Annotated in this window: 19 protein-coding genes; 8 read left to right on the plus strand and 11 right to left on the minus strand. The window is 69.1% G+C overall.

Annotation, left to right across the window (positions count from 1 at the left end; all coding sequences use genetic code 11):
- The first annotated feature begins 5 nt into the window (after positions 1-5).
- Genes VGI12_03195 through VGI12_03210 form a run of 4 tightly spaced genes read left to right on the plus strand, consistent with a single transcriptional unit; the run spans position 6 to position 3,672 of the window.
- Positions 6-485 (plus strand): hypothetical protein, encoded by a 480-nt coding sequence (locus VGI12_03195; protein ID HEY2431653.1) that lies wholly within the window; start codon positions 6-8, stop codon positions 483-485.
- A 9-nt stretch (positions 486-494) separates the two neighbouring features.
- Complete coding sequence (locus VGI12_03200) at positions 495-1,163, plus strand: response regulator transcription factor (protein HEY2431654.1); 669 nt, start codon at positions 495-497, stop codon at positions 1,161-1,163.
- A 4-nt stretch (positions 1,164-1,167) separates the two neighbouring features.
- Positions 1,168-2,523, plus strand: coding sequence for an ATP-binding protein (locus VGI12_03205; protein ID HEY2431655.1), 1,356 nt, complete (start codon positions 1,168-1,170; stop codon positions 2,521-2,523).
- Between the two features lie 18 nt (positions 2,524-2,541).
- Positions 2,542-3,672 (plus strand): hypothetical protein, encoded by a 1,131-nt coding sequence (locus VGI12_03210; protein ID HEY2431656.1) that lies wholly within the window; start codon positions 2,542-2,544, stop codon positions 3,670-3,672.
- Between the two features lie 48 nt (positions 3,673-3,720).
- Here the strand turns inward: VGI12_03210 and VGI12_03215 are convergent, their stop codons facing one another.
- The 4 genes from VGI12_03215 to VGI12_03230 form a co-directional block, all read right to left on the minus strand.
- Positions 3,721-4,710: a hypothetical protein gene (locus VGI12_03215; GenBank protein HEY2431657.1), complete on the minus strand. Its 990-nt coding sequence runs from the start codon at positions 4,708-4,710 to the stop codon at positions 3,721-3,723.
- 59 nt (positions 4,711-4,769) lie between these two features.
- Positions 4,770-7,292: an ABC transporter permease gene (locus VGI12_03220; protein HEY2431658.1), complete on the minus strand. Its 2,523-nt coding sequence runs from the start codon at positions 7,290-7,292 to the stop codon at positions 4,770-4,772.
- Positions 7,293-7,329: 37 nt separating this feature from the next.
- The gene (locus VGI12_03225) at positions 7,330-8,127 is read right to left on the minus strand and encodes a prolyl oligopeptidase family serine peptidase (protein HEY2431659.1); all 798 of its coding nucleotides are present in this window, start codon (positions 8,125-8,127) and stop codon (positions 7,330-7,332) included.
- 64 nt (positions 8,128-8,191) lie between these two features.
- Positions 8,192-9,415: a Xaa-Pro peptidase family protein gene (locus VGI12_03230; protein HEY2431660.1), complete on the minus strand. Its 1,224-nt coding sequence runs from the start codon at positions 9,413-9,415 to the stop codon at positions 8,192-8,194.
- A gap of 248 nt (positions 9,416-9,663) precedes the next feature.
- Here VGI12_03230 and VGI12_03235 point away from each other — a divergent pair, with 248 nt between their 5' ends.
- Entirely contained in the window at positions 9,664-10,089 is a 426-nt protein-coding gene (locus tag VGI12_03235; GenBank protein ID HEY2431661.1) for a response regulator, read from the plus strand.
- Positions 10,090-10,096: 7 nt separating this feature from the next.
- Here the strand turns inward: VGI12_03235 and murJ are convergent, their stop codons facing one another.
- From murJ to VGI12_03250, 3 genes are read right to left on the minus strand one after another with little or no spacing between them, the layout of a single operon-like run.
- Positions 10,097-11,665, minus strand: coding sequence for a murein biosynthesis integral membrane protein MurJ (murJ, locus tag VGI12_03240; GenBank protein HEY2431662.1), 1,569 nt, complete (start codon positions 11,663-11,665; stop codon positions 10,097-10,099).
- Complete coding sequence (locus VGI12_03245; protein HEY2431663.1) at positions 11,655-13,118, minus strand: M20/M25/M40 family metallo-hydrolase; 1,464 nt, start codon at positions 13,116-13,118, stop codon at positions 11,655-11,657. The genes murJ and VGI12_03245 overlap by 11 nt, the downstream gene beginning before the upstream one ends.
- Positions 13,118-13,420 (minus strand): hypothetical protein, encoded by a 303-nt coding sequence (locus VGI12_03250; GenBank protein ID HEY2431664.1) that lies wholly within the window; start codon positions 13,418-13,420, stop codon positions 13,118-13,120. Before VGI12_03250 ends, VGI12_03245 begins: the two co-directional genes overlap by 1 nt.
- Before the next feature lie 508 nt (positions 13,421-13,928).
- On the opposite strand from VGI12_03250, the gene VGI12_03255 reads away from it, so the two are divergent.
- The 3 genes from VGI12_03255 (at position 13,929) to VGI12_03265 (ending at position 16,649) form a co-directional block, all read left to right on the plus strand.
- A complete protein-coding gene (locus VGI12_03255) occupies positions 13,929-14,999 on the plus strand; it encodes a hypothetical protein (protein HEY2431665.1) in 1,071 nt (356 codons plus the stop codon).
- Between the two features lie 24 nt (positions 15,000-15,023).
- Positions 15,024-15,428 (plus strand): response regulator, encoded by a 405-nt coding sequence (locus VGI12_03260; GenBank protein ID HEY2431666.1) that lies wholly within the window; start codon positions 15,024-15,026, stop codon positions 15,426-15,428.
- A 69-nt stretch (positions 15,429-15,497) separates the two neighbouring features.
- A complete protein-coding gene (locus VGI12_03265) occupies positions 15,498-16,649 on the plus strand; it encodes a PHP domain-containing protein (GenBank protein ID HEY2431667.1) in 1,152 nt (383 codons plus the stop codon).
- Between the two features lie 17 nt (positions 16,650-16,666).
- On the opposite strand, the gene VGI12_03270 is transcribed toward VGI12_03265, so the two are convergent.
- The 4 genes from VGI12_03270 to VGI12_03285 are packed head-to-tail and all read right to left on the minus strand — an operon-like array spanning position 16,667 to position 20,215.
- The gene (locus VGI12_03270) at positions 16,667-17,569 is read right to left on the minus strand and encodes a hydroxymethylglutaryl-CoA lyase (protein HEY2431668.1); all 903 of its coding nucleotides are present in this window, start codon (positions 17,567-17,569) and stop codon (positions 16,667-16,669) included.
- A gap of 17 nt (positions 17,570-17,586) precedes the next feature.
- A complete protein-coding gene (locus VGI12_03275; GenBank protein HEY2431669.1) occupies positions 17,587-17,970 on the minus strand; it encodes a biotin/lipoyl-containing protein in 384 nt (127 codons plus the stop codon).
- Entirely contained in the window at positions 17,967-19,454 is a 1,488-nt protein-coding gene (locus VGI12_03280) for a biotin carboxylase N-terminal domain-containing protein (GenBank protein ID HEY2431670.1), read from the minus strand. The genes VGI12_03275 and VGI12_03280 overlap by 4 nt, the downstream gene beginning before the upstream one ends.
- Positions 19,433-20,215, minus strand: a complete 783-nt coding sequence (locus tag VGI12_03285) for an enoyl-CoA hydratase-related protein (GenBank protein ID HEY2431671.1) — start codon at positions 20,213-20,215, stop codon at positions 19,433-19,435. The genes VGI12_03280 and VGI12_03285 overlap by 22 nt, the downstream gene beginning before the upstream one ends.
- Positions 20,216-20,227: the final 12 nt, after the last annotated feature.

Here is a 20,227-nt window from a genome sequence, read left to right on the forward strand (position 1 = left end):
GAGAAATGACACCGAAGTTCGCGGTTGTCGCCGCCGTGGCGGCGCTGTTGCTGGGGCATGGCCTCGCGATCGAGGCACAGGCGCCGCCGCCGAAGGCCAGGCCCGCCGCCAAGATCGATCTGTCGAAGTACCCGGCTCCGGTTCGCGCCACCATCGAGGCGGAGACGAAGAGCGCGACGCTGAAGGGCGTCTCGAAGGAAACGGAGAAGGGCCAGACGCAGTATGAGGTCGAGACGATCGTCAACGGCAAATCTCGCGATCTGCTCGTCGACCCGGCCGGCAAGGTGATCGAGGTCGAAGAGGAGATCGCGATCGGCTCCGCGCCGGCGCCGGTACAGGACACCCTGAAGCAGAAGGGGACCGTGCTCAAGCTGGAGAGCGTCTCCCGCGACGGTGTGACCTCCTACGAAGCGTCGGTCAGGGACAAGAGCGGCAAGAAGACGTCGGTGACGCTCGACGCCCAGGGCAAGCCCGCGAAGGGTTAAGCTGCACCCATGCGCATCCTGCTCGTCGAAGACGAACCGAGCGCGGCGCGCTTCATCGCCAAGGGGTTGCGGGAGGCCACCTACGCCGTCGACGTAGCCGCCGACGGCACCTCGGCGGCGATGCAGTGTCAGCAGAACGACTACGACGCCGTCGTGCTCGACGTCATGCTGCCGGGCCGCGACGGCCTGTCGGTATGCCGCGAGCTGCGCGCGTCAGGCTCCGACGTGCCGGTGCTAATGCTCACCGCCCGCGACGCGATCGAGGCGCGCGTCGAGGGGCTCGATGCCGGCGCCGACGACTACCTGACCAAGCCGTTCGACTTTCGTGAGCTGCTGGCGCGGCTGCGCGCGCTGACCCGCCGCGATCGGCGGCCGCTCGCGCCCGCCCGTCTCGAGGCAGGCGACATCGCCATCGACCTGCCGGCCCGGCGCGTCTTCCGGCGAGGCGAGGAGATCTCGCTCACCAGCCGCGAGTACGCGCTGCTCGAATACCTGGCGCGCCACGTCGGCGAAGTGGTCGGCCGCGCCGACATCGCCGAGCACGTCTGGGACGAGCACTACGATCCGTTCTCCAACGTCGTCGACGTCTACATCCAGCGGCTCCGCCGCAAGCTCGACGAGCCCGGAACGACGTCGGCGATCCGGACGCGCCGCGGCCAGGGCTATCAGCTGCTCTGACGCCATGGCGATCTCGCTGCGCACCCGGCTGACGTTGTGGTATTCGGCGCTGCTGCTGCTGGCGCTCGTCCTGTTCACCGCCACCGTGCTGTGGCTGCACTGGCGCCTGATGGTGCGGCAGGCGGACGACTCGCTGCGCGCGCTTGCGATCGCCGCCGTCAACGTCGTCGACGCCGAGCTGGCCGAGCACGCGACGCTCGACGAGGCGGCGCACGAGATGGTCGGCGTGGTCCGCCAGCGAAACTACGAGGCCGCGGTGCTCGACGCCGGCGGCACGAAGCTGGTGGGAGGCGTCGGCAGCTGGCTGGTCCCGGCCTTTCAGCAGCCGGGCGCAGGGGTCCGCACGGTGACGGGGTCGGACGGCCATCCCTGGCGCGTGATGGTCCGCGCCGGAGGATCGGACGGCGCGCATTTCAGCGTGGTCATCGCAGCGCCGCTCAGCGAGATCGAAGAGCAGTGGCGGGCGCTCGTCAAGGCTTGCGCGCTCGGCGTGCCGTTCGTCATGCTGATCGCCGCGGCCGGCGGCTGGTGGCTGGGCCGGCGCGGCCTGCGGCCGCTCGAGGCGATCGCGCACCAGGCGCGTGACATCACCGGGCGGACGCCGGACAACCGGCTCGCCGTCCCGGACGCCGGTCCTGAACTGGACGCCGTCGCGAGCTCCTTCAACCTCGTTCTCGATCGGCTCGGCCTGGCGCTGGCGACGCAGCGCCGGTTCATGGCGGACGCGTCGCACGAGCTGCGCACGCCGGTGTCGATCCTGCGCACCGTCGCCGACGTCACCTTGAGTCAGCCGCGGCGCGAGGACGCCGAGTACCGTGACGCGCTCGCCGTCGTCGGGCAGCAGACGACGCGGCTGGCGCGGCTCGTCGACGACATGCTGGTGCTGGCGCGCGCCGATGCCGGTGGTTATCCGATCGTCCGCGCCGAGGTCGATCTCGACGCGGTCGTGCTCGACTGCGTCCGTGAATTCGCCGCGACCGCCGCCGCCAAGAGCATTCGTCTCGCCTCGCAGGCGCAGCCGGTCAGCGTGGTCGTCGACGAGACGCTGCTGCGGCGGCTGATCGGCAACCTGCTGAGCAATGCGATCGCCTACACGCCGAGCGGTGGTAGCGTCGAGGTCGCCGTCGTCGAGGCGCGCCGCGGCGTCAGCATCCGCGTCACCGACAGCGGCCCCGGCATCCCGCCCGCGGATCGCGAGCGCATCTTCGAGCGGTTCGTGCGTCTCGATCCGGCCCGCGCCGCCGGCGGCGCCGGTCTCGGACTGGCGATCGCCCGCTGGATCGCCGAGGCGCACGGCGGGCAGCTCGAGCTGCTGAAGAGCGACGCCCGGGGCAGCGTGTTCGCGGCAACGATTCCATGATGATGAAGGAGCATTGAGATGGCACGATTCGCAGGCGTCGTAACACTCGCAGTGGCATGGGCGGTGGCGGGCGCTTTCGCTCAGCCGTCTGGCGACGGACCGTACAAAGTACTGAAGACCGCCAGGGTCGGCGGCGAAGGCGGCTGGGACTACATCTATGCGGATTCCGCAGGCCGTCGTCTCTACATCCCGCGTGGCGCGCGACCTGAAGTGCCGGCCACCGACACGACACCGGCGGTGCCGGCGGCGGTCGCGCGGATTGCCGCCTACAACCTCGACACGCTCGAGAAGGCCGGCGAGATCCCCGACACGGGCGGCAACGGTGTCGCCGTCTGCCCGAACACCGGCCACGGATTCTCGAGCAGCCGGCCAGCCATCTCGATGTTCGACACGAAGACGCTGACGCTGATCAAGAAGATCGACATCCCGGAGGGCTTCGGTCCGGATGGTATCTATTGCGACAGCTTCAACGATCGCGCCTACGTCTTCAGCCATCCCACCAAGAACGCGCTGGTCATCGACGCGAAGGACGGCACCGTCGCCGGCACGATTGATCTGGGTGGCACGCCGGAGCAGGCTGTCTCCGACGGCAAGGGCACGCTTTACGTCGTCATGCAGGCCGAGTCGAACGTGGCCGTCGTGGACGTGAAGGCGATGAAAACCACCGCCCACTACGATTTCGCGGAAAAGGGCGGGCGCTGTAACGGCTTGGCGCTCGACGCGAAGAACGGCGTGCTCTTCGTCGCCTGTGGCAATTCGTCGATGACGCCGGCGCAGGGACAGGCGCCGCAGCCGACGATGGTGATCCTGAGCGCGAAGGACGGCAGAATCCTCGCGACGCTGCCGCTCGCCGGCGGATCCGATGGCGCCGTTTTCAATCCCGACACGATGGAAGCGTTCAGCACGCACGGCAACGGCACGCTCACCGTCGTCAAGGAGAAGAGCCCGACGGCGTTCGAGGTCGAGCAGAACCTTCAGACGATGAATGGCGCGCGCACGATCACGCTCGACACGAAGACCGGCCACGTCTTTGCGATGGCCGACGAACGCGGCCCGGCGCCGCCGCCCGCCCCGGGCACTCCCGCGGGACGCGGCGGACGCGCGCCGGCGATTCCGGGCTCGTTCACGATCCTGATGATCGGTAAATGACGCCGTCGGCGCCCCCCGGCATCCTCTTCGTCGAGGGGCGCCGCCCGTTCACTTCGCGACGACCAGCAGGCTGAACGACCCGGCCTGCATCGGCCCGCGGCCGCGGCCGCTGGCCGGCGCCGGACCGAAATTCGCTGCCGCCAGGAAGATCTGGTGCGTCGTCGGGTCGAGACCCATGTTGCGCGAGCCGGGCTGCGTCGTCAGCGTCTGCGTCACGCTGTAGGTGTCGGGCGTGTCCTGGTGGATGACCGTCAACGTGCCTTCGCCGTTCGACGCAAAGGCTTCGCCCGAGGTGGGATCGTAGCCGGCGCCGTCGACGCCGGTCCCGATCGCCGGGGTCGCGACGACTTTGCCTGCCTGGTAATCCGACACCGCCATCACGCCGCTGCGGCAGCCGCTGAAGAGACGATGGTTCTTCGTGTCGATCGCCATCGACACGGGGTTCTTGCACGGCGCCGTCGGCCACTTGCGCAGGACTTTCGCCGCTTTGGCGTCCACCTCGACGACTTCGCCGGTGTCGGTCAGGTTGATGTAAATCCGGCCGTCACCCGCCGACGCCCCATATTCAGGCTTGCCGCCGAGATCCAGGTTGGTGATCAACGTGCCGGCCTTGGGATCGACGACGGTCGTGGAGTGCGCGTCCCCGTTGAACGAGAAGACGCGATGCGACGCCTCGTCGTAGATGATCGCGTCGGCGTCTTCAGCCGCCGGGATCGTCCCGAGCGTCTTGTAGGTCTTCAGGTCGAACATCACGATCGCCTTGCCTTGGCCCGCGGTGGCGAAGCCGTGCCCGTCCGAGGCGACGATGGCGGTGCCGTGCGCCCCTTTGATGCCGGTCACTTCTCCCAGAAGTTTGCCGTCGCGTTGGTCGACGACCATCACGCGGTCACTGCGGCCGATGAAGAGGCGGTGACTCGGCGGGTCTGGCACGATGTAGTCCCAGCCGCCGTCGCCGCCGACGGGAAAAGTCTGCGTGATCTTGTAGGGGCCTTGTGCGGCGACGGCCGCCAGGGCCAGGACGAGTGGGATCGCTTTCATGTCGTCTCCTTGTTCCCGCTATCGTGAAAGAAGCGAGATGACAGGAGGATGAATGAGCGCTACTCCGTTCTCAGCGCGAGAATCGGATCGATCTGGCTTGCGCGTGCGGCCGGGATGAAGCCGGCCAGGGCCGAGACGAGGGTCAGGAGGACCACCGTCCACGCCGCGATCACCGGGTCATGGCCCTTGATGCCGTAGAGCTGACTCGCCACGTAGCCGCCGAGCCCCATGGCGGCCGGAATTCCGACGGCGAGGCCGATGGCCAACAGAAGGAGCACTTCGCGCATCACCATCCAGATCACCGAGCTGGGCTGGGCGCCGAGGGCCAGCCGGATGCCGAGTTCCTTCCGCCGCCGCGCCACGACGAAGGCCATCACGCCGTAGAGACCGATCGAGGCGAGCAGCGTCGCCAGCAGGCCGAAGCCGGCCGAGAGCATCGCGATCAGGCGATCGGTCAGCAGTGTCTCGTCGAGCTGCGCCTCGACGGTCTTCATGCCGTAGATCGGGATATTCGGGTCGAGCTGCCGCACCTCGTTCCGCACCTGGCCGTAGGTCGCGGCCGACGACGCCAGCGTGCGCAGGTAGAGCACCGAACCGCTCTTGCCGTAGAAGGGGATGAACACCTGGCGGTGGACGCCTTCGCGCGGCCCTTCGTAGAGCGAATCGCCGACGACGCCGATGATCTCGATGTTCAGCTTCGACTTCGGGCCGCCGCCCCAGCCGACGCGCTTGCCGAGCGCGCTCTGGTTCGGGAAGAAGTGCTCGGCAAAGCGGCGGTTGACGATGGCCACGCCGTGCCAGTTCTTGTCGCCGTCCTCGGACCCCGGCTGCGCGTCGTTCTCCTTGAAGTCTCGCCCCTCGAGCATCGGGATCTGCATCGTCTTGAAGTAGTCGGGCGAGAGCGCGTTCATGAACGCCTGCATGTCTTCGCCGTCCTTCGCGGTGTGCCCCTCGACGGCCATCGAGCTGTCCCACTCGTCGCCCGACAGGATCGCGACCGTCGCCTGTCCGACCGACTTGATCCCGGGCGCGGCACGCAGGCGCTCGAGCAGGGACAGGTAGAACGACTGTCCACGCGGGTCGGTGTAGCCGCTCAAGGCTGGCGAGATCTGGAACGAGACCAGGTTGTCGAGCTGGACGCCCGTGTCGGTCGTTTTCAGGTTCTGCAGGCTGCGCACGAACAGCCCGGCGCCGAAGAGGAGGAGGAAGCTCAGCGCAACCTGCGCGGTGACCAGCCCCTTGCGCAGGAACAGCGATCCGCCGGCGCCGGCGATCGATCCCATCGTGTCCTTGAGCGTGGTCCACGGATCCGGACGGCTGGCGCGTAGCGCCGGCAGCAGGCCGAACACGATGCCGGTGAGGAACGTGAGGCCGAGCGTGAACGCGAGGATGCGCGCATCGGGGTGCGGCGTGATGAGCAGCGGTTGATCGCCCGCCGGAATGAGGGAGAGGAGCGACCGCGTCAGCACGAATGCCACACCGAGCCCGAATGCTCCCCCGGCGGCCGAGAGCACCAGCGATTCGGCGAGCAGCTGGCGCACGAGACGGCCGCGCGAGGCGCCCAGCGACAGCCGGAGCGCGATTTCCTTCTGGCGCGCGAAGGCGCGCGCGATCAGGAGATTGGCGACGTTGGCGCAGGCGATGAGCAGCACCAGGCCGACCATGCACATCAGCACGATGAGCGCCGTCGAGAAGTCGTTGCGCAGCGGCGAATAGCCGAGGTCGGCCTGCGTGACGAGCAGGCGTCCTTTCATGAACTGCTCGCGCGAGTACTTCGACCAGTCTTTGGCGGCCGGCAGCGTCATCTCGTAGGCGCGCACCTGGGTGAAGAGGCCCTGCAGCGGGGCGGCGGCCGACTGCACGGTGTAGTTGGGCTTCAGACGTCCGAACACCTGTACCCAACGGGTCCGGCGGTCGTCCATGTGCACCCAGCTCCACTCGGGCATCATCACCGGCATCATCAGAACCGGGACGCGGATCTGCGGCGAGCGCGAAGGATCGAGCCCGGCGAATCCGGCCCGTGACACGCCGACGATCGTCATCGGATAGTCGTTGATGCGGATCTTCTTGCCGATGACGTCAGGGGCCTTGTTGAACCGGCTTTCCCAGTACCCGTAGCTGATGACCGCGACCGGGTGCCCGCGATAGACCTGGTCGTCTTCCCTCGAGTTGAAGACACGTCCGGCCGCCGGACCGACCCCCAGCATGGTGAAGTAGTTGCCAGACACCAGTTCGCCGTCGACCCGCTCGGTCGAGTTGTCGATCGCGACCGACGCCTCGAACAGCCGGCGGCAGCTGACTTCCGCAAGCGGCTCGGCCTTCTGCTGCAGATCCTGGTAGAGCGGATACGAGTGCATCCGCGAGCCCATGTTGCTGCCGTTGTGCGGCCCCTGCTGATACAGCATCACCAGCTGCTCGGGATGCGACACCGGCAGCTTGCGCAGCAGGATCTGGTCGATGAGGGTGAAGATCGCGGTATTGGCGCCGATGCCGAGGGCCAGCGACAGGATGGCGACGGTGGCAAAGAGCGGATTGCGGCGGAATCCGCGCAGGGCCAGGCGGACGTCGGTCAGGCGGCTCATTACGTCTTTGACGGAGTGTGGACGGCGAAGGTTGGCATTATCGGGCGCGCACCCAGCGGGCGACGTCCCCCCACACACTCGGCGCCAGCTGGTGGTCGAGCCCCTGATACGTATGCCACTCGAATGGACGTCCCCCCGCCTTCAGACGCGCGAGGTTCTCCAGCGTCGTCTGGACCGGAATGCTGTGGTCGTCGAGGCCCAGCAGCCAGAGCGATGGCGTCTCGCTCGACGCGAGGACCGGGACCGGGTCGAATCCGGAGTTGCCGTGGAAGCGAGGCATCGCGTCGTTGCCGTCGGCGACCGGACGCGACGTGTTCTCGACGATATCGCTGTAGAACATCTCCTGACCGACGCTGCAGACGGGCCCGGACCACAGGATCATGAAAGCGACACCGCCGAGTTGCTGCGCGGCGAGCGGCAGGATCCAGCCCGCCTGGCTCGCGCCGAACAGTCCGATTCGCTTCGCGTCGATCTCACGGCGCGTTCGCAGGAATCTCACGCCGGCCGCGACGTCGCTGGCCAGCTGTGGAAAGACCCACGGACTGTCGCGCGTGCCGACGAAGACAAACGTACCCGTCGATTCGCCGACGCCGCGCTTGTCGAAGCGGAGGACCGCGAACCCCAGCTCGGTGAAGTGGCGCGACGCCCACCCGAGCTGGTCGCGACTGACGCGTCCCGAGCCGTGGCCCATGACGATCGCGGGGAAGGGACCCTTGCCGGGCGGCAGGTCGAGCGTGAACGCGAGCCGGACGTCGCCGTCGACGAAGTGCGAGGGCAGCGGCGCCGGTGCGCACGCGAGGAGCGACGCCACGGCGACCAGGCCTACAAATTTCATGTCGATACAATACTAAATTCGACGCTACGCGCGGCTGCGCACGTCCGCCAGCAAGGATCCGCGACTACGCGAACGGCTGATCGATGGCCGGACTCGGCTGGGTGAACCAGCGCGGGCCGTCTGCCGTGATGTGGAGGCAGTCCTCCAGGCGGATACCGAACTCGCCGTAGATCGCGATCATCGGCTCGTCGCTGAAACACATGCCCGGCTCGAGCCTGGTGGTGTTTCCCTTCACGAAGTTCGTCCACTCATGTCCGTCGAGGCCGATGCCGTGGCCGGTGCGGTGCGGCAGACCCGGCACCTTGTAGCCGGGACCGAAGCCGGCGTCAGTGATCACCCTGCGCGCGGCGGCGTCGACCGACTCGCAGGTCGCGCCAACCTGCGCGGCCGCGAACGCGGCGGCCTGGGCGCGCTTCTCGACGTTCCACACCTCGACCTGTCGTGCGGTCGGCGTGCCGAACACGATCGTGCGCGTGATGTCGGACTGATACCCGTTCCAGGTGACACCATCGTCGATCTGGACGACGTCGCCAGGCGTGAGGCGCTGCGGCTCGATGCTGCCGTGGGGAAACGCCGTGTACTGCCCGAACGACACCGAGACGGCGCCGTTCGCGCCCATCGCGCGATAGGCGGCCGTGATGTTCGACGCCAGCTCTCCCTGCGTCATGCCTTCTCTCAGCGTCGCGAGGCCAGCCTTGAACGCGGTGAGCGTGATGTTCATCGCGTACTGCATGTTGGCGATCTCGGCCGGCGACTTGACCATGCGGCAGCCGGCAGTCACCGGCGTCGCCAGCACCAGCTTCGACGCAGGCAGCGCACGGGCCAGCGCGTCGGCGATGAAGAAGCGGACGCGCTCCTCGAGACCGATCGTGGCGGCCGAGACGCCGCGATCCTTGAGGATGCCGGCGACGAGCGCGGCCGGATCTTCGTCTTCCTGCCACACGCGGACGTCGGTCGAGAACCTGATCACCTCGCGCGCGCGCTGCTCCTCGAATGCGGGCGCGATGTAGGCGAGCTCACCCTTGGCTGGCATGACGAGCAGGAACGGACGCTCGCTCAACCCCCAGCGGACGTCGGCGAAGTACTGCAGGCTCGTGCCGCCCTCGAGGACGAGGGCGCCGATGCCACGCTCATTCATCAGCCGCTGGGCTTTCGCGATTCGTCCGCGGCGTTCGTCGTCGGTAATCGGCGGCGGCGGGCCGGGGAGCGGCTTCAGCGCCGCGATCGATGCAGGGACGTTGGTCCCGCCTTGATTGCGAATCTGTGGCGCGGCCAGCGCGGCGAGCATCGAGGACTGTACAAATGTACGGCGGCTCAGCATGCGACGACAGTGTAATCGACGGCGGCGTCGTTCTTGCTGTCGATCGAGTACCCCAGGCTCACGGTTCCGTTCTGGCGTCGCACCGCAATGCACCGTCATTTCAAAGGCGTCGTGTGACGGACATTCTTTGCCCGCGCTGCGGCATTCTCACCACGCCCGCCGGGCACGAAGACGCCCGTGCGTTTTACCAGTGCGAGACTTGTAACCGCGTCTGGATGACGTCCATCGGATCCGGCACCCTGGCGGGGGGCGCCCGCGCCGCGTCGCGCGTCCTGGTCGTCGACGACTCCGATCAGCTCGTCGGCCTCGTCGCCGCCTGGCTCGAAGACGCCGGGTATCTGGTCAGCACGGCGACCACCGGACGGGTCGCGATGGCGGCGGCCGTCGCCGAGCGGCCGGACCTCGTCCTGCTCGATCTCATCCTGCCGCCGCCCGACGGCTTCGCGCTCTGCCGGATGCTGCAGGCGGCGAGCGTACGCCCGGCCGTCGTCGTCATGACGGGGATCGCCGATCCCGTGAGGCTGCGGCAGCTCGACGGACTGGGCGTCTTCGCGATCCTGCAGAAGCCGCTCACCCAGCAGGTCGTGCTCGACGCCGTCGGCCGCGCGATCTATTTCGGCGTGATGAACAGCGGCCGGTGATCGGGCATCAGTCGCGCAGGAACTGCCGCATCACATCGACGCCGGCGAGCGCCGCGCAGGCGAGATACGTCAGACCGAAGGCCGACAGGATCACGGCGCCGCGCATCAGCGGGCTGCTCCACGGCAGGGAGAGCTTGACGCCCCAGGCCACCGCCGCGGCGGCGGCGGCCGATGCCCACAGCACGAGCATCCGCGTGGCGGGAATGCCGGTGCGGCCGATGCGCTGGTTGAGGCTCCGCCGCAGCAGCGCGAACTCGATCCAGCCGGCGAAGCCAGCCGATGCGGTCAGGCCGGCGGCGCCCGAGATGGCGGCGAGGCCGAGCCATCGCGGCACGTAGAACGCGGAGATCCAGCCGAGTACGCTCACGAACGCAATGCGGACGAGCGCGAACCGCAGCGGTTTTTTCGTGTCGCCGAGCGCGTAGTGGGCGACCGAATAGAGACGCGATTGCGTCGACGCGACGAGGCCGATGGCCGAGCCCGCCAGCATGGTCCAGACGATCCGCGAGTCGGCCGCGCTGAAGCGGCCGTGCTGCAGCAGCACGCCGGCGATCACGTCGCCCACCGCGGCAAAGGCGACCGCCGACGGCACCACGAAGAAGGCGAGGCGGGCCAGGCCGACGTCGATGCGTTCGCGCAGCCGGGCGGTGTCGGCGTTCGCGGCGTCGCGTGACAGGGCGGGAAGTTGCGCGGCGGACACGGAGATGCCGAACAGGCTGACCGGCAGCGTGTAGATCATCGACGTGTTGGTCAGGCCCGTCACCGCGCCGGTCGGCAGAAAGCTGGCGATGTACTGGTCGATGTAGGCCGAAATCTGCACAGAGCCGCGGCTGACGAGGACCGGGAAGAAATCCCGGATCGCCCGGCGGACGGGGTCGGAGAGGGCGACGCCGCCGCCCCGCGACAACCCGAACGCGACCGGCGCCTGCACGGCGAACTGCAGCGCGCTCCCGGCGACCGATCCCCAGGCGAGCATGACCGCGAGATGATCGAGATGGAGCCGGCTGTCGGGGCCGAAGAGCAGGAGGGCGCCGATCATGCCGGCATTCCAGGCCATTCCCGATGCGTACGACAGCAGGAACTTTCCGTGGCTGTTCAGCACGCCGAGACACCACGCCGCCGCGACCAGCATGCCGGCGCCAGGGAACAGGATCCGCACCAGCCGGACGGTCAGCTCGTACTTTGCGCCGGTGTAACCGCCGGCGATCGCGTGCGTCAGCCAGGGGGCCGTCAGCATGCCGAGCAGCACCAGCACGGATATCAGCAGCATCAGCAGTGCGAATACGGTTCGCGCCGTCTGCGCCGCCTCGGCGTCGCGCCCCTGCGCGCGCAGCCCGGCGTGAATCGGAATGAACGAGCCCGAGAGCGCCCCTTCGCCGAAGAGGTTCTGCAGCAGGTTGGGGATGCGCACCGCGGCGCTGAACGCGTCGGCGGCGTCGGACTGCAGGCCGAAGAAATACGAAAAGATCGTCGTCCGCGCCAGGCCCGACAGGCGGCTGGCGAGGATGCCGGCGGCCACCAGCGCATCGGCGCCGGCCCGGACGCGCGGACGCGCCGCGGCGCGACTACCGGCCACTCGCCGCCGGACTTGGACGCGGAATCGGCTGGTCGGTGTTGGCCGCCTGCCACGCGAACCAGGCCATGACGATCGCGTTCTGCTGCAGGTCCTTCTCGTTGACGCGCTCGTACAGGTCGACGTTGGTATGGTGCATCCGGACGTCGTAGTCCTTGTATTCCTGGATCGGGTTGAAGCCGGGGAGGCCGGCGGCGCGGAAGCTGAGATGATCGGTGTTGCCGATGCCCGCGATGACGTTGCGGCGCGCGCCGTCGGTCTTCAGGGGTGCCAGCCAGCCGTCGAAGAGCGCCTTGGCGGGTTCGCTGTCCTGCATGTACCACCCGTAGATCGGCCCCGTCGCCGGATCGATGTTGAGATACAGGAACAGACGGTCGCGGGCCGCCTTGTTGGCGTCTCCCTCGAAATGCCTGGCCACGTAGGCCTTCGAACCAAGCAGCCCCTCTTCCTCGCCGCCCCACAGCGCGACCCGGATGGTCCGCTTCGACTGCAGCCCGAGCGTCTTCAGGATCCGCATCGACTCCAGCATGACGGCGACGCCGTCGGCGTTGTCGGAGGCGCCGGTGCCGGTGTGCCATGAATCGAGGTGCGCGCCGAGCATCACGATCTGCGAGGCGAGCGCGGGATCGCTGCCGGGCAGCTCCGCGACGACGTTGTAGCTGTCGAGATCGTCGGTGACGTAGTGCGCCTGGACGTTGATGCGCAGCTTGACCGGGATGCCGCGTCGCACCATCCGCGCGACCATGTTGTAGTGTTCGCCGGCGAGCACGATCGACGGCACGCCCCGATCGCCGCGATCGGTACCGAGCACGAACACGGTGCCGTGTTCCCCCTCGCTCGTGCGGATCGTCACCGCCGGACCTGCCGCGAGTATGGCGTCGCCGATCGCGCGCGTCTCGGCCGGATTGCCGCGCGGCAGCACCGGTGCCGGCTGCCCGATGCGGACGGCTGCGTCCGACTGCGTCGGCTGCGGCCGATCCTCGCGGATGAACGCCGCGTCGGGTGACGTCATCACCATCGCGCCGGCGAGTGTGTCCTTCATCGCCGTCACGTCGGCGGCGGAACGGCCGCCGATGATGACCGGCGTCGCCACGATCTCCCCCTTGGTCGAGGGCGACCAGGCCTCGGCATAACCGATGAGCGGCATGTACCTGGGTTCCACCATCTCGACCACGAGGTGATCGAGCACCCAGCCGCGCCCGAACCGCCACGGCTCGAGATGCGGATCCGCCAGCCCGATCTCCTTCATCCGCGACAGCGCCCAATCCGCCGACCGCTTGTAGGCAGGCGTTCCGGCGAGGCGGGGACCGAACTCGTCGGTCAGCGTCGAGAAGTAGACCTGCGCCTGCGACCGGGTATGGGCCTCTTCGCGAATGCGCGCCAGCGTGTCGGCCTGCGCCAGCACCGTAACCCCGGCCACCGCGAACACGGCGGCCGCGAGCCACCCTCGCTGCATTACTTCGTCTCCTCGCGGATGCGGCGAATCTTTGCGTCGCGATCGTTCGCGAAGCGATCCATGTCGCGTCGGTATTCCTCCTCCATCTTCTCGACCTCGGCTGGCTCGAATGTGGTCAGCCGCTTGTCGCGGTGCAGGATCTGCCGCTCGGCGACGCGGGCCTCGTAGATCGAGCGCGCTTCGCCGATCGCCGCCTTCTGCTCGTCGGTGAGCTTCTGCTCGACGACGCCTTGTTCGGCGTCCTTCTTCTTGAGCCGCTCCATGGCGAGCTCGTAGGCGCTCTTCGGTCCGTTAGTAGTCATTTTATTTACTGAGGGGCTTCGCCCCTCGGACTCCCCTGCACGCGCTCTCGCGCGCCGCTTCGCCGGCGCGCTCCGTTCGCGTGGCTCGCTCGTTGTTCTCGCTCGCGTCGGTCGGCCGTCGTTCTCGCTCGCGCGGCTCGGGCACTGTCACTCGCGCGCGCACGCGGCAGCTCTCGGGCTTCGGTTCATCACGGGGCTACCGCGGGGATCGCAATCTACCGGCCCGACCGCCATCCGTCCGGATTGGCGACCGCCCCCTGCATCAGGAGGACACCCTTGTCCCAGGTAATCTCCGCCAGGACCCCGCCGTCGATCTCCTGCGCCGTGGATCGTCGCCAGGTGCTGCCGCTCGACAGCCTGATCTGCCGCCGCGACTGCGGCGGCGGCGATGACGATCGAGGCGATGACCATGGACTTCCTTATTATGACCAGCCAGAGGCGCTTCAGATCATGCCACCTGGGTGACGGTGCGCCGCCGGGCAGGATCGCCGAGGACTATACTCCGCCCATGAAGGCGTATCTCGCGGTGACCGCGCTGCTGTTGGGTTTGCCGGCGGGGTATCGGGGCGTGGCCGTCGATGCCATGCTGGCCGGCGATCAGATGGGGGCGCGCCGGCCGGACGTCCTGAAAGAACCGGCGCGGCCGGGTTCGGAAGGGGCGCCCAAGCAGTCGTCGCCCGCGTCGCCGCCTCCTCCCGATGCGGAAATCTACCTGGCGCCGCTGACCCGCGAGAACGGGCGGGTCACGGTCGGCACCGCGGTCAACATCACCAACAACCCCGGCTACGACAACCAGCCGTTCTTTTCGTCCGATGGCCGATCGATCCTGTTCACGTCGATGCGCCCGTCACCGGCGCTGAGCGGCGGTTCCGGCGCGCCGCAGACCGACATCTTCCGCTACGACCTCGCGTCGCAGGCGATCGTCCGCGTCACCCAGACGCCCGAGAGCGAGTACTCGCCGACGCCGATGCTCGACGGTCGGCGGCTTTCGGTCGTGCGCGTCGAGGCGGATGGGACGCAGCGGCTGGCCAGTATCACGCCGGATGGCCCAACGATCCAGATGGACGTGATCCTGCCGGACGTCAAGCCGGTCGGGTATCACGCGTGGGCCGACGATCAGACGCTCGCGCTGTTCGTGCTCGGAGCCAACCGCGCTCCCGCGACGCTTCAGCTCGGCGACACCCGGACCGGCCGGGCGCGTGTCGTTGCGACCGATGTCGGGCGCTCGATTCTGCGCATGCCTGGGACCGGTCCCAGCCGTCATATCAGCTTCGTGCAGCGGGAACGCGCCGGTGAGACCACGACGCTCGTCGTCAAGGAACTCGATCCGGCAACCGGCGCGATCACCGCATTGACGCCGTCGGTCGCCGGCAGCCGCGAGGCGGACCTCGCGTGGATGCCGGACGGCACGCTGCTGATGGCGAAGGACGAGGAGCTGTTCGCCTGGCGGCGCGGCGACGCGGCGTGGACGCCCGTGGCGGATCTTTCACGGCTGGGCTTGCGCAGCGTCTCGCGACTGGCTGTCAGCCCGCAGGGCGACCGGCTCGCGCTCGTCGGACTCCCGCCGAAGACGCGTTGATATACTGATCTCGGGAGTGCTTTCGTGTCCGCGGGCGAGCCTGCTCTGGTCCTACTCGTAGAAGACGATCCCGACGGGCGATTACTGTTCGCCGACTGGTTGCGCGACGCCGGCTTCCGGGTGGAAACGGCGCACAACGGCCTGCAGGCGCTCGAGCGCGCAGTCGAACTCCGTCCGGACGCGATTCTCACCGACCTCGACATCCCGGGCATCGACGGCTACGAGCTGACACGCCGCATCAAGAACGGCCCGTGGACCGCCTCGGTGCCGGTGCTGGCCGTGACGGGCTATGGTCCATTCACGCAGGATCCCTCCCGCGCCGACCGCGCCGGTTGCGACGCAATTCTGCCCAAGCCCTGCGATCGCGGCGACCTCATCACGACGCTGAATGAGCTGATTGCCGCGGCGCGCCGCCAGCAAAACGCGTAGCGGCCGCGGCCTGCTGCTGCGCTGGTCGACCGGCGCGAACAGCGAGCCGGCGGTCCAGGAGGCACTCATGTGGGCGTGAGACGGACCAACTTGAAAGATCAGATCGGCGGTGATCTCAACATCGCCGCCGCGAGCCTGTTGCAGGATCTCGCGCTCCTGCAGCCGAACGAGCGCAGCCGTTTCGGCTACAAGCGCGCGGCGAAAGCGCTGGCGGCCGGTATCGATCGGCCGATCGCCGATCTGATTGCCGAGGGCACCTTCCGCGAAATCCCGTGCGTGGGCGCGGCGACAGAGCGCGTGGCGGTCGAACTGGTGCAGACCGGCGCCTCGCCGACCGTCGACCGCGCGGTCGAGAGTTCGCCGCGGCGGACTGAGGTGGAGAAGCGGCGGCGGTTCCGCCGCGCGTACCTGAGCCGCTATGCCATGCGGTTGGCGATGGACGCGCGGCTGCCGGCATCGGTGGTGTCGCGCGCCCGGTATCTCGGCGACCTGCAGATGCACTCGACCTGGAGCGATGGGGTCGAAACGATCGCGGGGCTGGCGGAAGGTGCCGCCGCGCTCGGCTGGAGACGGATCGGCGTCACCGACCATTCGTATGGGCTGCCGATCGCGCGGGGCATGAGCATGGACGCCGTTCGACGGCAGCATCGCGAGATCGACGCGCTCAACGAGGAGCTGGCCGGCCGCGTACGCGTCTACAAGGGGGTCGAGGCCAACATTCTCGCCGACGGCTCTCTGGATCTGCAGGCTGACGAACGCCCGCTCTTCGACTACGTGATCGCGTCGCCCCACTCGGCGCTGCGTTCCGGCGCCGACCAGACCGCGCGTATGCTGGGCGCCGTGTCGCTCCCAGGCGTCGCCATACTGGGCCACCCCCAGGGACGCATGTACAACAACCGGCCGGGCGTGACCGCCGACTGGCGGCGCGTCTTCCGCGAAGCGGCGGCGCGCGACGTGGCGATCGAGATCGACGGGAATTGGTACCGGCAGGATGTGGACTACGAGCTGGCCGCGATCGCCACCGCCGAGGGCTGCCTGTTCGCGCTCGACAGCGACGCGCACAGCCTTTCCGAGTTCGCGTTCACCGACTATGCGATCGCGATCGCCCGGGTCGCCGCGATCCCGGCCGAGCGCGTGGTCAACTGCTGGGACGACCCGACGTTCGACGCGTGGCTGGATTCGAGGCGCGCCGGGACGCGAGCCGATCGACCGCGCGCCTGAGGTGAGCCGCGATCGTTTCAGCGGTGGCGAACCGCCGCGGCGTAGCGCGAAGCGAGGAGATGACCGAGCCGCGGCTCGAGCGCGCGCGACGCGGCGAGCACGCCGTCGATGTTGACGCCGGTCTGGATGCCGTAGCCGTCGAGCATGTAGAGGAGATCCTCGGTCGCGAGGTTGCCGGTGGCCCCCGGCGCATACGGGCAGCCGCCCAGACCGCCGGCCGAGGCGTCGAAGACGGCCACGCCGTGCTGGAGCGCGGCAAGGACGTTCACGAGCGCGGTGCCGCGCGTGTCGTGGAAGTGCAGCGCGATCCGCTCGAGAGGGACGCGGCGCGTAACCGCGTCGAGCAGCCGCGGCACCTGCGCCGGGTGCGCGATGCCGATCGTGTCGCTGACCGCCACCTCGTAGGCGCCCATCTCGACCAGCGCCGCGCTCACGGTGGCCACGGCGTCCGGCGACACCTCGCCTTCGAACGGGCACCCGAACGCCGTCGAGACATAGGCACGCACCCGCAGCCCCGCGTCCCGCGCCCTGGCGCAGACCCCGGTGTACTGGCGCAGCGATTCCGCGATCGTCTGGTTGATGTTGCGGCGGCTGAACGACTCCGACGCCGCCGCGAAGATCGCCACTTCGTCGGCGCGCGCCTCGATCGCGCGATCGAGTCCCGCGAGGTTGGGCACGAGCGCCGAGTAGGTCGTGCCGTGCCGCCGGCGGATCCCCGCGAACACGTCCGCGGCGTCGGCCATCTGCGGCACCCAGGTCGGGCTGACGAACGCCGACACCTCGATTGCCGCGTGCCCAGCGTCGGCGAGGCGATCGACGAAGGCGATCTTGTCGGTGGTGGCGATCGGCGCGGCCTCGTTCTGCAGCCCGTCGCGCGGGCCGACCTCGACGATCCGAACGTGGCTGGGCAGCTGGCGCATCTCTATCGTTCCACGCGTCACTCGAGATCGATCAGGCTGACGTCCGGTTGCACCAGATCGCCGACCTTGCAGTGCACGGCCCGGACGCGTCCCTCGCCGGACGCGCGCACCGGCAGCTCCATCTTCATCGCTTCGAGCACAATCAGCGTCTGTCCCGCCTCGACCTGGTCGCCCGCAGAGACGTTGATGCCGATCACCGTCGCGGGCATGGGCGAGGTCAGCGACGCGTGGGTGGGCTGCGTCCGGCGCGGCGCCGCTTCGTCCTCCAGACGATAGACGTCCCCTCGATCGAAGACCCACGTGACTTCGCCGACGGCCACGACGAACATCCGCTGCGTCCGATCGCCGTCGCGCACGAGGAGCTCGCCGGCGGCCGGGCCACGGGTGACCGTCAGGCTCATCGTCCCCACCCGCGCAAGTCCGCCCACGCATCCGCGGCGGGCGGCGCCAGCGGCGACGAGGGACGGCCGGCTGTCCGCGCGAACGCGGCGGCGGCCCGGACGGCCGGCGACGGTTCAGGGACGCGCAGCAGATCGGTCAGGTGCGCGTCGATGAAGCCGGTGTCGATCGCGCCGGCGGCGAAGGCCGGGTGCGCGAGCACCGCGATGAGGAACGGGATGTTGGTCCGCACGCCGAGCACGGGGAACGATCGCAGCGCCGCGATAGCGCGCGCAATCGCGCCGTCGCGCGTGTCGGCGGCGACGGTCAGCTTCGCCAGCATCGGGTCGTACTGCACCGGGACCTCGGCCCCTTCTTCGACGCCGCTGTCGACGCGAATACCTGGTCCCGACGGCTCCCGGTAGAGCAGCAGCGGGCCGGCCTGGGGCAGGAAGCCAGCCGCCGGATCCTCGGCGTAGACGCGGCACTCGATCGCATGGCCGCGCTGCGTCAGCTGGGCCTGGGTCCACGGCAGATCGCCGCCGGCCGCGACGTGCAGCTGCGCGCGCACCAGATCGGTGCCGGTGACCAGTTCGGTGACCGGATGCTCGACCTGGAGTCGCGTGTTCATCTCGAGAAAATAGAACCGTGCCGCGTCGCCCTGCCCTTCGAGCAGGAACTCGATCGTGCCCGCGTTGACGTAGCCGCAGGCGCGGGCCGCCGCGACTGCCGCCTCGCCCATGCGCGCGCGCAAGGCCGGCGTGAGCGCCGTCGACGGGCTCTCCTCGATCACCTTCTGGTGCCGCCGCTGCACGGAGCAGTCGCGCTCGAAGAGGTGGACAGCGTGTCCGTGCGCGTCGGCGAAGACCTGGATCTCCACGGGGCGCGGTCGCTCGACCAGCCGTTCGACGTAGAGCGTACCGTCGCCAAACGCCGCCTGCGCCTCACGCCGCGCCGAGGGAATGGCCTCGGCCAGCGCGCCGGCCTCGCGCGCGACGCGCATCCCCTTGCCGCCGCCGCCGGCCGACGCCTTGATCAGCACGGGAAACCCGATCTCGTTCGCGGCTGCCGCGATCCCGGGGTCGCCCTGGTCGGTGGGGGTTCGGCCGGGCACGACGGGGACCCCTGCCGCCTCCATCAGCCGGCGTGCGCCGATCTTCGAGCCCATGGCGTCGATCGCGGCCGGCGGCGGCCCGACGAAGATCAATCCCGCCGCCTCGCAGGCCCGCGCGAACGCGGCGCGCTCGGACAGAAACCCGTAGCCGGGATGGACCGCGTCGGCCCCCGTCGACGCCGCGGCGTCGAGGATCACCGGGATCCGCAGGTAGCTCTCCGCTGCGGGCGCGGGTCCGACGCGCACCGCGAAGTCGGCGGCGCGCACGTGCGGCGCGGTCGCATCCGGATCGGAATACACCGCGACCGTCTCGACGCCGAGCTCGCGGCAGGCTCGCACGATCCGCAGCGCGATTTCGCCGCGGTTGGCGATCAGGAGCCGCCGGACAGCCATGACGGAATGCGTTTGTCGAGGAAGGCGCGCATGCCTTCCTGGCCTTCCGGCGAAACCCGCCGGTCGGCGATGGCATTGACGGTCAGTTCGGCAGCCGCCGTGCGGTCCGCCCCCGCGACCGCGGCGATCAGCTCCTTGGCGGCGGCCACCGCGCGCGGAGCCGAGGTCAACAGATCGTTGACGTATTTGGCGACGATGCGATCGATCTCGGCCGCATCGCCGATCGCATGCACCAGGCCGACCTCCCGCGCGCGGGCCGCCGAGAATCGCGCGCCGGTCAGGAAGAGTTCGCGCGCGGCCGACCGGCCAATCTTGGCGAGCGCGTACGGCGCGATGACCGCGGGCAGGATCCCCAGCTTCACCTCGGTGAACCCGAACATCGCATCCTCGGCCGCGACGACGATGTCGCAGACCGCGGCCAGGCCGACGCCGCCGCCGAGCGCCGCGCCGTGGACGCGCCCGATGAGCGGAATGGGCAGTGCGTCGAGCGCGGCGAACATCCGGGCCATCATGCGGGCGTCGCGGACGTTCTCGTCGCGCGAGTAGCCGACCATCTTCGACATCCACGTCAGATCCGCGCCAGCGCAGAACGCCTTGCCGGCGCCGGCGAGCACCGCGACGCGGGCCTGGCCGTCGGCCGTTACCGACTCCGCCCAGCTGGTCAGCTCGGCCATGAGCGATTCGTCGAACGCGTTGCGCACGTCGGGCCGGTTGAGCGTGACGCGCAGGACCGGTCCGTCTTCAGCGACGAGTAGCGTCATACAGTGGCCCGC

Source organism: Vicinamibacterales bacterium, assembly GCA_036496585.1.
GTDB lineage: Bacteria > Acidobacteriota > Vicinamibacteria > Vicinamibacterales > 2-12-FULL-66-21 > JAICSD01.